Source organism: Paenibacillus sp. FW126-R14, assembly GCF_058789495.1.
The window spans coordinates 53478-65676 of sequence record NZ_JBYTBS010000030.1; the positions used below are offsets into that span (position 1 = coordinate 53478).

Sequence of the window (12199 nt, forward strand, 5' to 3'; positions counted from 1 at the left end):
CGTTGCTACTTCTTCGTTGTCATGTACCAATCATTTACTTCTTTCGTCATTTGCTCTCCGCCCAATTTCGCCCAATCTTTTGCAAATTTATCAAATTCATCGATGGACGCGCCCATAATAATTTTGGTATAAGTCTCATTCATTAACTTTTCCAAAGTCGATTTACGTTCGACCATCGTAGGCGTAGGCGCACCCACAAACTTATCCATCAAGAATTGATTATTTTTATCGTATTGATCGACTATCCCTTCAGAGCCTTCCGGACCATAAATGCGCTCCCATCCCCACAGCGCAAACCCTTCTTTAGATCCCGAATTGAAAGCTTCTATCTTCTCCTGAATAGTCTTGGCTTCCCCTTTCAATGTCGAGAAGTTGCCGGCTTTTCGGGCTGCATCGATCGCTCTAAATGCCTCTACGTTCTTTTTCACCGGAGATGGCGTTACCGGGGACAGCTGCCACACGCTCTCGGCTTCCGGCGGTGCGTAGTATTTGTCAAACTCGGCCGTTGCACCAAAGTTTTTCTCGAGATGCATATTAAACAGCTTAATAACAGCTTCAGGATGCTTGAATCCCTTTTTAACCGCAAAAAACTTGGTCGTGCTGAACTTCAGAGGCACTTTGGGCATATCGCCTGATTCAGAAACGATCGGAAATGCCCGCCATTGTGCATTAGGATCGTTGTTCTTGTTCAACTGAAGCGGCCAAATGGAATTCCACTGTTCGCCGTATTCCATGCCGATTTTTCCAGCGGCGATCTGCTCGGATACCTTGCCTCCGTCTTTAATACCGAACTCCTGATCGAGTTCTCCGTTCTTGAACATGCCCTGCAAAGTTTGAAGCGCTTTCTTCACTTCCGGTTGAATGCTACCGAAGACCAGTTTACCGGATGGGTCGGAGAGCCACATATTCGGATAAGCCTTGTACCCGGCCATGAACCCTTCCAATCCCATGGCTCCGCCCCACAAGCCTTTGTTTAATCCAAGGCCAAAAGTATCTTTTTTTCCGTTACCATCAGGATCGTTTTCCGCAAAAGCTTTCGAAATCGCCTGCACATCAGCCATCGTCTTGGGAGGCTGCAGCCCTAACTTTTGAAGCCAATCCGTACGGATCCAGATAAACATGGCGCGTTCGATCGAAGAATCGACCTGCGGGATCGCCATCAGTTTGCCTTCGATTGTAGCAGCATCGAAAGGGCTACTCCCCTCTTGCGATAAGATTTCTTTGGTTAACGGGGAAGAATACTTCTGGTATAAGGCAGTCATATCTTCAATTTGGCCGGAATCGGCCAATTGCTTCAATTGCGTTGCATTGACAGGAATCACATCAGGCAAATCGCCGGAAGCTAGAGTCACATTGAGTTTCTGCAAGTATTGATCTGAAGTATCGCTGCCCTTAACGACCCAACTGTTTTTAATATTGATGCCCAACTGTTCCTTGTATAGACGGCTCCAGCGGTTATTTTCGAACGTTTCGCCCTTTAGCACACCGAGCACATTATTTTCCACGACATCACTGAGATTTCGAACAAACGTCACGTCGATCGGCGGATCATACTTGCCAAGCGGGTCTGCATTTGCACCTTTCACATCATTGGTTCCGGCAGTGCTCACCGCTTCTTTTACAGCCTCTTTCTGCCCAGTACCCCTCGATTCGTCTTGGCCATTGCACGCCGACAATAGCGTAGTCATTGCTAAGATGGAAAAGGATAACGCTTTCACTTTGCGCTTCTTTTGTTTCATATACATCCCCCAATTCCTAGTCTTTAAAAATATCATCACAGCGATGCTGTGCTATATTTTCATTATAGAATTCACACAAGAACCGAACAATGTGCAACTCTTTACTTTCCTTACCAACCGTTGTCATTGTGTAAGCGCAATCATAAGATGAGTTTGTCGCCTCTGACACAACTCCCCCTTCGCCTCAAAACAATAAGAAAAACCATCAGGGAAATCCTGACGGTCTATTTGTGTGTAAACCCATGCTTTTAACCAGGGGGATGGATGGATATGGGGATATCGTAATCAGCCATTTGATCCAATTTGGAGAATATTGGGCCTGAAATATTTCCCTACCTTCTCAAGCTCATTCATTACGTATCTTATTCTATTTTCATCTAGAAACCAGTTATCCTTGGAAGTACCTGTCTTGTCAATTACTGGACTCACATAAAAAATGGTCTCTCTCGGAAAAATAATTTGATAGGTTAAAAGGGCTCTACGAGCGTGATAGTTTTTACAGACCAACACTACTTTTTTAGGATTTAACCCTTTATCTTGTAACACTTTTAAAGAGAATCGCGCATTTTCAAAAGTATTCGTTGCTTTATCTTCCTGAAGTATTGCTTGTGGTGGAACGCCTAACGACACTCCTACATTTCGCAAAAACTCCCATTCCGTCGTTTCAAAATGTTGGGTGACACCACCAGAAGGCAGGATCCATGGAGCGATACCTTGTTGATATAACATTGCGGCTCTTTCCATTAATTGCGGATGTCTTGAACCTGGAACTAAAATTACATCCGAATGACCCAGCTCGGTTTCGAAAAACATAAAATCACTAATACAGTCAAATGGAAAAGACATATAGAAACCTCCCTTCTATACCACTCTATTTCACTATATGAAATATTTTAATAAACGTGAGTTGCTCATGTAACCAAGATTACACCGCTATCCGTTTTTTAGAACGGCCGCCAGGAATGTCAAAAAAACATAAAATAAAAAGCCGCATCACATGCGACTTTTCATGAAGCTTTATGGCAACCTACCTATGGCTCCTCAGAACCGTAATAAATCCGTCCAAAATGTCATGGCTTACGGGAAAGCCCTTCCTTTTATAATATTCCAAGGCATTCTCATTACCATTCGAGACAAAGATAAAAAAATCATCAACGTCATCAAACTGATTCAACCATTCCATGGACATCTGGAACAGTTTCGAGCCAATCCCATACTGTCGATAGCCCTCTTTTATATAAAACTGCGATAAACATCCTACATTGTCTCTTTTTACAGACGAAAGTTCAAAAAAGGTAGCGAAATCACTTGAATATGCTTCCTTGGGAGAAATGTTCGAGTAGGCATAGCCTACGATCTTATCATCATCTTTAGCAACCACAATATGATTGTGTACCGCTTTATTTAGGGATGGAATCATACGTGTTTCAAAATTCATGCTGTCAAACAGCTCTGGTTTGATGTATGCCTGTGACTTTTGAAAAGCCATGAGTTCGTTGCATAAGTCTTTACAATATTCTGCTTTCTCACGAGGAATAATCTCGTATGTGATCTCCAACGTTTCCACTTCCTTATTGTTCTATGAAAGGTTCTCATCAACATGATAAATCAGTTGTACAACGCCAGAGGAGAACGTTCTGGTATTGACCAATTTTAAATTCAACCTTTGTTTTATATCCTCAAACAGCGGCTTCCCTTCTCCCAAAACAACGGGGTGAACAGATAATCTAAATTCATCAACAAGCCCTAAATTGATAAAAGTTGTAATCAGACTTGCTCCACCGTATAGCCAAATGTCTTTACCAGGCTTATTCTTTATTTTATCTACTTCTTCGAGAATATGATCATTTATGAATATTGCTTTAATATCAGTACCCTTTTGAGTCCTGGAAAACACATATTTCTCTTTACTATGAACCAGTTCCCATAATTCTTTTTCAAAATCCGTAGATTCGGTTTCCGGCGTAAACTGTCCCCATAAATCATAGCTTTTTCTTCCATAGAAAATGGTATCAATTTGGTTTAGAAAATCAGTAAACCCCAGCTCCGAGTCCATCATGCACCAATCAACTTCACCATTTTTCCCTTCAATAAACCCATCTAAAGTAACCGCTAAATCTAAAATCACTCTTCGTTTCATCATTCATCTCTCCTTTCGTTTATCTACCTCCGATTATAGACATTAACTACGACAACTTTTGTCATATTAATAAAAGAGAGAATACCTTGTTAACTATCCGTTATTCCGTAGTGATAAAAAAGAAACAAGAGCATTATCATACTCAGCAGCGTGCTTCCCGATCCATATGAGGTGGCCCCACGAATCAAGCATACATGTTTCCGAATTAGGGATCAGTGCTTTCGCGTTTTCTGGATGGATTAGGGAAACCGAGCTATCGTTTTGACTGTGCATGATCAACGTAGGAGCTTGAATGGCCGCCAGTTCCGCTGAATAATCACATTGAGTTTGTTCCAAATCAATAAAAAACCCTGAATATGAACGCTGACGGTTATTCATTTTGCGAAACGCCTCAACGGCTTGGGCATCAATGTGTTTTCGAACCTCCGAATAAGGAAGTTTAGAGAAGGAAGATACCATCATTCTGAATGTTAGTCTCGGCAGAAGGTTATTTATCGTCGCAAGTATCCTCCAAGTTCTTTTTTCGGTTTCCGGTTTGAAAATACGACTTGCCATTTTGTATTCTTTATCCCCTGTTGTCAGCCACGGTTTTGTTACCGCACACTGGAGCGTGAAACTTGCAACCCGATCAGGAAACATGGAACAAAACATGATTCCTGTAGGCCCACCAGCGGAGACAGCAATGACGTGGACTTTCTCGATGGTCAGATGATCTAATAATAATTTATAAATGTGACAGGCTTGTCCCAAATCTGTCATTCTGGAAGTTCTGCCGTACCCTGCCCGGGAAGGTGTGATAATTGAATATCCTGAAGCTAGCAACTTCTGATAACCAAATTCCTCGTTACAGCTCGAATGACCTCCATGGAACAACAAGACAGAGTGTCCTTTTCCGATAATCGAATATTCTAACATGGTATCGCCGGAATTGAATATCCTAATTTCCCTGTGCATCGGATAACGTACCTCTCACTATTTATTTGAGTGTTCTGCTGGTGAAAAAAAGACAAGGACGGTCAGATCCTCTGTTATATCATAAAATCTATGTTCTTTGTTTGCTTCTACGAAAAGGATGTCTCCTTTACTAATTTCAGTAAATGTATCTCCATTCTGAAACGAAGCTTTGCCTTCGATTACCACATAAACCTCATCTTCTGTATGTGGCTTTTGGTTATCCTTTTCGCTTTTATTCAGTTTATAGAGCCCTACACTCATTGTTGGTACCTTCAGAAATTCATAATATGAGGTGCTTTCCAAATTTTTAAGCTGATTCAGATGATTTTGTAATTCAACTAAATTAAAATTCAACGTATAATCCCCTTTCTAAACACGCCGCGACGACTGCTCCTTTTTGGTTTTCACAATTTACAAGGACATCCATACAAACAATTAAGACTGTTTTGACATTTACTGTACTATTAGAGGAAGGGAGTTTGGTTTATGACAACAAAACAGAGTATATTTTCAACCGGTATTTTGCGCAGGCCCACGAAAACTAAATTTGCATTAATTGATATAGTTAACTTAAATGAAAAGCGGTCAAGAAGAGTAACAGTACAAGTTTTTGATTGGTCCAACGGCACTCCAGTACCTTTAAAGGTAAGCCCTTGTGGTAAAAAAATTTGTACAGTAACGATTGCTCCGAACAAATCTGTTTTTTTGTTTTCGGATGTGTCGAAAGTAAGCTTTAAGTATGAAGTTCGAATTAAACAGAACGACGATCGAAAACTGATTACGAATGTAACAGGAGTTACGAATTCGCCTTTTACCCCGCAAGTAGGAGATACCGTTCTCCAACGAAGTCTAATAAGAATAAGATAACAATTTGACCTAACCAGCATCATAAAAAGCGACAGCTAGTGACTTGGAATTAAGTTCGAGACTGCCGCTTTTTTATTTGCATACCATTAAAAGATTACCATCAGGGTCCCTAAAATTAAACCAGTGACCATTCTCAATTTCAGTTGCTATCTGCACGTTCTTTGCTTGCATAAATTCATATGCTTGATGGATGTCTTCTGTACGAAATTGAAATGCTGGAACTTTATATACATGCTCTGGTGAAAAAATTTTGCTATCCAGTACAATACTCGGTCCTTCCATCGGAAGAACGTAGATATGACCAAAAAATATATCGCCATCTGCCGGTAAGCCTAAAATGTCACAATACCAATCACGTGCATTTTCAATGTTACTTACAGGAATAAACGCTCCGCCGATTTTATTTAGAATAGGATTCATAACATTCCTCCGCAATGAATTTTCGCATAATCAATTCGGCAAATGTTATATAATTCCTGCTTGGGAATGTAAATCCAAAAAGAGGAGCTGCCTGAAGCAAGCTCCCCCACAATCGTTTTGATTATTTTCGCCTATAAAGGGATAATCGCCAACCCAGAGGCTAATCGGCCAACAGTTATCGTGTCAATCACCTTGTTCTTTTTGATTAATATTACAGAAACGGTTTTTTCACCAAAGTTAGCTACGTACGCGTATTTGCCATCCTGAGTTATGGCGACGATTCCCGGCTTCTTACCGACTGGAATTGTAGCAATCACCTTATTTTTTGCAAGACTAATTGCTGAAACCGTATTATCGCCTTCATTCCCAACATAGGCAAATTTATTGTTTGGGGTTACGGCAATACCGATCGGCTTAAGACCAACCTTGATGCTCTTTAAAATTCTCCTGCTCTGAGTGCCGATAACAATAACATTGGTATCTGTAGTAACATAAGCAAGCCTGCCATTCCTCGTAAAAGCAATTTGATCCGGACCCACGCCAGCGGGAATCGTTTTAACAACCTGATTACGCTTCACGTCCAATATAGATATTGTATTGCTATCATGGTTGCTTACATATCCAAAACTTTTATTGTCACACTTCCTGGTTGCAGTTGTCACACCCACGGGGTTTTTTTCGACTTTTATGGTGTCAATGACCTTTTTAGTCTTTATACTTATTACGGATACTGTATTGTCCGCCGCATTCGTCACATAGACGAACTTTTTCGAAGTACCTACATCCGATGGGCTTTTCCCGACTCGAATGGTGCGGATAATGGTATTCGTCTTTCTATTAATCACTTGAGCTGTGTTATCACGATTATTGACAACATAAGCATATTTCCCTTCAGGCGTCACGGCTATTTCAAAAGGCCCTTTGCCTGTCTTGATGGTCGCCTTTACTTTGCGTGTTCGGGTGTCTATTACTGAAATCGTATCATCTTCAAAATTTGTGACATAGGCAAAATGAAATGAGGGTGTATGTTTACCTGTCGTCATACGAATCCCCTTCCCTCCTTTTAGTCATTTGTAATCATTAATACGTTGAATGACATAGAGATGAAAGGGACAAATGTTGAAAGAAAATTAATTATTAGTGATTCTTGTCATGAGGGTTTCTTTTAATTAAACATCGAGCAATTATTCTAGTATTAATTTTCCATCGAAATTTTTATAATCATTAAAAACTCTTTCATGATGACTTGCAAAAAGATCACTTGAAGCCTCTGGAAGACTATCCACTGGGTAAAAAGCAGCATCTAAACTTTCGTCTGTCTCCTTTTTAAGGGTACCTGCCCACTTATCCACTCGAAATAAATATTCGATTACATGATGTTCATTACCCCAACGGTCGGTGAATGTTTGTGTTTTAGGGGAGGAATAAATTGCGATTAATGTTGCCTGGTGAACATCAAGTCCCGTTTCTTCTTTGACTTCACGTTTCATAGCATCAAACACAGATTCCTCTAGTTCCATTGCCCCTGCGGGCATACCCCATTTTTCATCACCTTTACGCTTTATAAACAAAGCCCGACCTTCATTATCAAGTAAGATTGCTCTTACTGAGTTTACGATTATTTTTTGAGTGCCAATGTTCTTACGAAGTTTCCCTATATACGAATCATGCCATTCACTGCTCATATTTCTACCCCTTTGGGTTAATCGTCGCGATGTCATCAGGCTTACAGCATTCTCAATGTTTATGAGCAAGAATGTTGATAAGCTTACCGAACGGATCGCGAACATAGAATCGTCGAACACCCCAAGGCTCATCAACAGGACCATATTCAATCGGAAATCCGGCTCTCTTCATGCCTTCTAATGCAGCATCGACATCATCAACTTCAATCGATAAATCAGGCGTAGGCGTTTCTGAGCCACCCTGTGAGGCGAAACTAATTTGAACGCTCATCTCCTCGTTTAAACCATAAGTTCTAATCCAACCATGATCCATCATTAAATCAAGGCCGAGCACATCCTGGTAGAAGCATTTAGCTGCCGTGATATCCTTCGTATTTATATTGGCAACGATTCGTTTGACCTTCATTTCAACCCCCCATTCATAAGCAGATTGTCCTTCAATATATAATACATTCGACAAATAAAAGTTAGTTCTTCCTTGATAGTAACAAAGCCCCGTACTCCGTTATCCTGTCTGTTAGCGGGGTGATGGGCTGCCAATTACCTCGAATTCTATATCCGTTGTTCGTTTAACAGGTATTGCTTGATAATTGGCAAATCGGGCGGACTGAGCTCAGAAGGAATTTCCTTTGAATCAAAAAAGCGTAATTCCATCACTTCTTCTCCATCCTTTTCTAAAGTGCCGATATAATCGTTACATAGATAAGCGGTCACTACATTATACACTTCGTCACCATGAGGATATTTGTAATAAAACTCATTGCCTGAAAACACATTAAACAATGTTAATGAGTTTGCGATTAAACCTGTCTCCTCCAGTAGTTCTCTCTTAGCTACATCTGGGAGGCTTTCTCCTGGTTCTAATGAACCACCAGGTAACCCCCACAAACCATTGTCGGTTCTACGTTGTAATAGTAAACGATTTTTATCGTCGGTTAATAACACACATGCACCAGCCATGATTATGGGGTGTGTACCTATAAGCCGTCTTAATTCCATAATATAGCCCAAGATAATTGCTCCTTTGAAATTGTAATGATTCGGTTTAGTGGAATGCCTACGGTCTTTGAAAACATCTTCAACCTTACATACTAATGAGTACAAGTGATCACAAGCTTTGATTGAAAATAATTTTTTCTGTTTATTAGAAAAGAAAACAAGCGATGGATCGGTTCCATCGCCGCGCTATCGTTCCCGAAAGCTTAGTACTTACTTGTAGTATCCTTCATTAATTCTTTTACTAATGCTCAAATGTCTTTAGCTTCTTATGCTTTCCTCGTGAAGCTGTTTCATTAGCGTTTGTACATCGATATCTGCCTTCGGATAAGAAAGGTCCAGTTTCTCCATTGAGCGGAGAATAATCCTCAGCACCAAAAAGTCGCGGAACCAACGCTCATTGGCCGGGACGACATACCAAGGGCAGTGCTTGGTTGCTGTGTGCCGGAAGACATCTTCGTAAGCAGCGACGTATTGGTCCCAATAGCGCCTCTCCTCTAGATCACTCGGGTCGAATTTCCAGAGCTTCTCCGGGTTGTCCAGCCGTTCGCGGATTTTCTCGAGCTGAAATTCGGGGGAAATATGCAGGAAGATTTTGATCAGCTGCACTCCGCTATCCGTAAGTAGCTTCTCGAAATGGCGGATATGGTCCAGGCGAGCTGCCGCTTCATCTTCCTGAATCATGCCGTGCACCCGGGTAATCAGTACGTCCTCATAGTAAGACCGATTAAAGGCGGTGATGTATCCTTTGGCTGGGACAACCTTATGGGTCCGCCACAAGAAATCGTGCGAGGACTCCTCCGGGGTCGGCTTTTTAAAACTCTCCGCACGAAAGCCTTGCGGGTTTAGGTTGGAAAGCACCTTCTTGATGACACCATCCTTACCGCTGCAATCCATGCCTTGGAATAGAATGAGCACGCCATTCGTCTTTGAGGCAAACAGCTTGTCCTGTAGCTCACGAAGCTTACGCTCCATGCGCTCAAACTCGTCTTGTATCTCTTCCTTGTTCTTGAAGCCGCCTGTGTCGTTCGGATCGAAGCGACCCAGCCCGATCTCTTCTTTATTTAGCCGATAGGATTTCAGCATGGGAAAACCTCCAGTCTCTTTATAAAGTTTTATATTTCTTTTGCCATTACGATGCTCGTTTCTTTATAACCTAACTTTTCATATAAACCACGAGCAATTTGGTTATGAGCAAAGACATGCAGTCCAATACTCTTGATGCCAATTTCTCTAGCCACCTTTTCTATATCTCGCATCGCTTGCTTACCAAATCCTTGCCCCTGGTAATCTTCCCCAATTTTAATATCGTAGATAAACCCTTTGTTGTTTGGCTTCACTGCAAGCCAAATGATTCCTACCTCTTGGCCATTAGAACGTATTGTAAATAGTTTATTATCGGCGGTTTTCTCGCCATCAGGCAAAAGCTGTGCATATTGTTCTGTTGCTTTACTAATAGACTCCTGTTCGTTCCAATTACCAGATTGAACGTTGCTTTTGGCATAGCTTTTAATTGCAGAATCAAGATACTCCTGGAATTCAGTCGAATTCATTAAATCTAATGTAATCATTTTTTTCCCTCACTAAAAATATCCTTTTTTGTCTTGTACCCTTACGATTCAAAAATAAATCTTGTCATACCATATGGTATATTTTAACACATGCTAGTTACTCATAAAACCCATTAACTGTCCTTGGATCCTTTCCAGATTAAGAACGACATAAAGCCCGATACCTCTCCACACGGATGTGTGAGATATCGGGCTTTTCGGTAATGCTGGCTGAAAGGCCCAGGAAAGCACCTCTTCTAAACATGCAAACCCCCAACCAACCGAGGGCAATGACGATAGGGTCCAACCGGGATTTGAATCAGGCTGGATAGTCCTTGCGAAGTCATCTTGTAGATCTCATCGCACAATCTGGCATCAAATCCAAGGAGCGGATGTCCCCCTATTCCGATAGCGGATGCCGCGAGCAATAAACGCTGCACGAGCATCCCCGCTTCCATCTGTTGGATGCGATACCCCCTATACCCCAAATCTGTTGTGAGATGACCTTTGTCCCCTGCCACATGAAAGCATAACGGAACTTGGGACAGATTCACATTGTCGGAAGGCATCCCCTGCTGCAGCTTGAGTCGATGATCTCCCTGACATATAAGCCGCAATGTATGAGCAGGACTGTCATAACGGTAAGCGCCGTCCGGAATGCCTTCAACGTTATACAAACAGACGTAAAGTGAAACGCGGGAAACGGGTGCTTCATGCGCTTCATCCAAATCATTCCGATACCTGAAAGAGGCCGTTGCCTCCTGTAACAGACAAGCCAACTGCTCTTGGCTTATCTTAGCCATTATAAAATCACCGTCTGGCGAAAATCTTTTTCGGCTTATCGTCGCCAAATCATACGACAACCGTTTTACTTGAGGCAGAGCCACTGCTTGATCCTCGCAGTCAACGATCTTCTTTTCGCCCATTTGCCGTACCGGCGGAAGCCGTTCCAACAAAGATGCTTCGTTCATCTTGATTAGCATGGGGTACTCCTTGACATTCCGGGACCGGACGTAGTGATCATGCTTAACCTTTGGCAGCTCCCGGCATAATTCGGTGGCGGAGCATTCCTGCTCTCCCTCATTCCGACCCGCAAACCATTGAATCGCAGGATCCGTTGATAGCGGTATCACCGCATACACGCTCTCCTCTCGTTCCGATAACCCAAGGAGATCATTCACAGCCCGATCAAGAAACTGGAAATATACGCCAGGCGCGAAGCCGAACCGTTTCGCCACTTCCAAAAGCTGCCCGATTAACGTACCCGCATCCAGTCCCTGCAGGCGGTAAGAAAAGTTATTGTATTTAAAGAAGTTTTTCCAAAACATCGTAGATACAAAAACAGCACCAAAACAAGCCGGTACGTCACATCGATTGCCGAGTGCCCGCGTTACATATGTGTCGAAGTTGCCTTGGCGCAGGAGCACTAACCGGTGGTGGACCACATCATAATGATATACCCCCTCGGGCATATCCTCCAGCTTCAGATACACATATAATTCATTCGGATATAACGCTCCCCCGGAGGGCACAAACCGCCGGTACAACTGCAGCAGACCCATGTTTTGTACCATGGAATTCGACGTAGGAACAGACTGGGAAAAATGAGTGAGCCCGAATATGTACCATAGAAAATGACCCATCTGGCGCAGGTCAGGCTTCACTGACGCTTCCCCGTCCTCGAGCGTCAACGGTACTTCCGAAGATAACGGAACTACCTGCAAACCGCGGTAGAGCTTATAGGCAAGCGGTCCGTCTTCCCAATCCACCACTAAATCCGGCGGTTTGGTCTTATCAATGTCATAATGTAAATTGTGCAGAAATGCCTCCAGATTCATGCTTCTCCCT

Annotated in this window: 15 protein-coding genes; 1 reads left to right on the forward strand and 14 read right to left on the reverse strand. The window is 42.3% G+C overall.

Features of this window, described 5'->3' with window-relative positions; translation table 11 throughout:
- Positions 1 to 5 precede the first annotated feature (5 nt).
- From AC3WRW_RS18950 to AC3WRW_RS18975, 6 genes are all read right to left on the reverse strand, one after another.
- Complete coding sequence (locus AC3WRW_RS18950; protein WP_492547864.1) at positions 6 to 1739, reverse strand: extracellular solute-binding protein; 1734 nt, start codon at positions 1737 to 1739, stop codon at positions 6 to 8.
- Between the two features lie 285 nt (positions 1740 to 2024).
- Positions 2025 to 2585 carry a YdcF family protein gene (locus AC3WRW_RS18955; RefSeq protein WP_492547865.1) on the reverse strand — a complete coding sequence of 187 codons (561 nt, stop codon included), beginning with the start codon at positions 2583 to 2585 and terminating at the stop codon, positions 2025 to 2027.
- Positions 2586 to 2766: 181 nt separating this feature from the next.
- A complete protein-coding gene (locus tag AC3WRW_RS18960) occupies positions 2767 to 3306 on the reverse strand; it encodes a GNAT family N-acetyltransferase (protein ID WP_492547866.1) in 540 nt (179 codons plus the stop codon).
- Positions 3307 to 3318: 12 nt separating this feature from the next.
- Complete coding sequence (locus AC3WRW_RS18965) at positions 3319 to 3879, reverse strand: dihydrofolate reductase family protein (RefSeq protein ID WP_492547867.1); 561 nt, start codon at positions 3877 to 3879, stop codon at positions 3319 to 3321.
- 93 nt (positions 3880 to 3972) lie between these two features.
- Positions 3973 to 4833, reverse strand: a complete 861-nt coding sequence (locus AC3WRW_RS18970; RefSeq protein WP_492547868.1) for an alpha/beta fold hydrolase — start codon at positions 4831 to 4833, stop codon at positions 3973 to 3975.
- An 18-nt stretch (positions 4834 to 4851) separates the two neighbouring features.
- Positions 4852 to 5187 carry a cupin domain-containing protein gene (locus AC3WRW_RS18975; RefSeq protein ID WP_492547869.1) on the reverse strand — a complete coding sequence of 112 codons (336 nt, stop codon included), beginning with the start codon at positions 5185 to 5187 and terminating at the stop codon, positions 4852 to 4854.
- A 132-nt stretch (positions 5188 to 5319) separates the two neighbouring features.
- On the opposite strand from AC3WRW_RS18975, the gene AC3WRW_RS18980 reads away from it, so the two are divergent.
- On the forward strand, positions 5320 to 5700 hold the full coding sequence (locus AC3WRW_RS18980; protein ID WP_492547870.1) for a hypothetical protein: 381 nt from the start codon (positions 5320 to 5322) through the stop codon (positions 5698 to 5700).
- A 72-nt stretch (positions 5701 to 5772) separates the two neighbouring features.
- Here AC3WRW_RS18980 and AC3WRW_RS18985 read toward each other — a convergent pair whose 3' ends face one another.
- The 8 genes from AC3WRW_RS18985 to AC3WRW_RS19020 form a co-directional block, all read right to left on the reverse strand.
- A complete protein-coding gene (locus tag AC3WRW_RS18985) occupies positions 5773 to 6120 on the reverse strand; it encodes a VOC family protein (protein ID WP_492547871.1) in 348 nt (115 codons plus the stop codon).
- 131 nt (positions 6121 to 6251) lie between these two features.
- Positions 6252 to 7163 (reverse strand): YVTN family beta-propeller repeat protein, encoded by a 912-nt coding sequence (locus AC3WRW_RS18990; protein ID WP_492547872.1) that lies wholly within the window; start codon positions 7161 to 7163, stop codon positions 6252 to 6254.
- A gap of 141 nt (positions 7164 to 7304) precedes the next feature.
- Entirely contained in the window at positions 7305 to 7805 is a 501-nt protein-coding gene (locus AC3WRW_RS18995; protein ID WP_492547873.1) for an NUDIX domain-containing protein, read from the reverse strand.
- Positions 7806 to 7857: 52 nt separating this feature from the next.
- Positions 7858 to 8211: a VOC family protein gene (locus AC3WRW_RS19000; RefSeq protein ID WP_492547874.1), complete on the reverse strand. Its 354-nt coding sequence runs from the start codon at positions 8209 to 8211 to the stop codon at positions 7858 to 7860.
- A gap of 146 nt (positions 8212 to 8357) precedes the next feature.
- Positions 8358 to 8816, reverse strand: a complete 459-nt coding sequence (locus AC3WRW_RS19005; protein ID WP_492547875.1) for an NUDIX hydrolase — start codon at positions 8814 to 8816, stop codon at positions 8358 to 8360.
- A 246-nt stretch (positions 8817 to 9062) separates the two neighbouring features.
- Positions 9063 to 9887: a PPK2 family polyphosphate kinase gene (locus tag AC3WRW_RS19010; protein ID WP_492547876.1), complete on the reverse strand. Its 825-nt coding sequence runs from the start codon at positions 9885 to 9887 to the stop codon at positions 9063 to 9065.
- 29 nt (positions 9888 to 9916) lie between these two features.
- The gene (locus AC3WRW_RS19015; RefSeq protein WP_492547877.1) at positions 9917 to 10372 is read right to left on the reverse strand and encodes a GNAT family N-acetyltransferase; all 456 of its coding nucleotides are present in this window, start codon (positions 10370 to 10372) and stop codon (positions 9917 to 9919) included.
- A gap of 236 nt (positions 10373 to 10608) precedes the next feature.
- Positions 10609 to 12189 (reverse strand): SagB family peptide dehydrogenase, encoded by a 1581-nt coding sequence (locus tag AC3WRW_RS19020; protein ID WP_492547878.1) that lies wholly within the window; start codon positions 12187 to 12189, stop codon positions 10609 to 10611.
- Between the last annotated feature and the right edge of the window lie 10 nt (positions 12190 to 12199).

Excerpts from the sequence above, each read along its gene's own strand:
- AC3WRW_RS18985 (WP_492547871.1), bottom strand. The coding sequence starts at position 6,120 with ATGAATCCTATTCTAAATAAAATCGGCGGAGCGTTTATTCCTGTAAGT.
- AC3WRW_RS18970 (WP_492547868.1), bottom strand. The coding sequence starts at position 4,833 with ATGCACAGGGAAATTAGGATATTCAATTCCGGCGATACCATGTTAGAA.
- AC3WRW_RS19010 (WP_492547876.1), bottom strand. The coding sequence starts at position 9,887 with ATGCTGAAATCCTATCGGCTAAATAAAGAAGAGATCGGGCTGGGTCGC.
- AC3WRW_RS18990 (WP_492547872.1), bottom strand. The coding sequence starts at position 7,163 with ATGACGACAGGTAAACATACACCCTCATTTCATTTTGCCTATGTCACA.
- AC3WRW_RS19015 (WP_492547877.1), bottom strand. The coding sequence starts at position 10,372 with ATGATTACATTAGATTTAATGAATTCGACTGAATTCCAGGAGTATCTT.
- AC3WRW_RS18950 (WP_492547864.1), bottom strand. The coding sequence starts at position 1,739 with ATGAAACAAAAGAAGCGCAAAGTGAAAGCGTTATCCTTTTCCATCTTA.
- AC3WRW_RS18965 (WP_492547867.1), bottom strand. The coding sequence starts at position 3,879 with ATGAAACGAAGAGTGATTTTAGATTTAGCGGTTACTTTAGATGGGTTT.
- AC3WRW_RS18980 (WP_492547870.1), top strand. The coding sequence starts at position 5,320 with ATGACAACAAAACAGAGTATATTTTCAACCGGTATTTTGCGCAGGCCC.
- AC3WRW_RS18995 (WP_492547873.1), bottom strand. The coding sequence starts at position 7,805 with ATGAGCAGTGAATGGCATGATTCGTATATAGGGAAACTTCGTAAGAAC.
- AC3WRW_RS18955 (WP_492547865.1), bottom strand. The coding sequence starts at position 2,585 with ATGTCTTTTCCATTTGACTGTATTAGTGATTTTATGTTTTTCGAAACC.
- AC3WRW_RS19020 (WP_492547878.1), bottom strand. The coding sequence starts at position 12,189 with ATGAATCTGGAGGCATTTCTGCACAATTTACATTATGACATTGATAAG.
- AC3WRW_RS19000 (WP_492547874.1), bottom strand. The coding sequence starts at position 8,211 with ATGAAGGTCAAACGAATCGTTGCCAATATAAATACGAAGGATATCACG.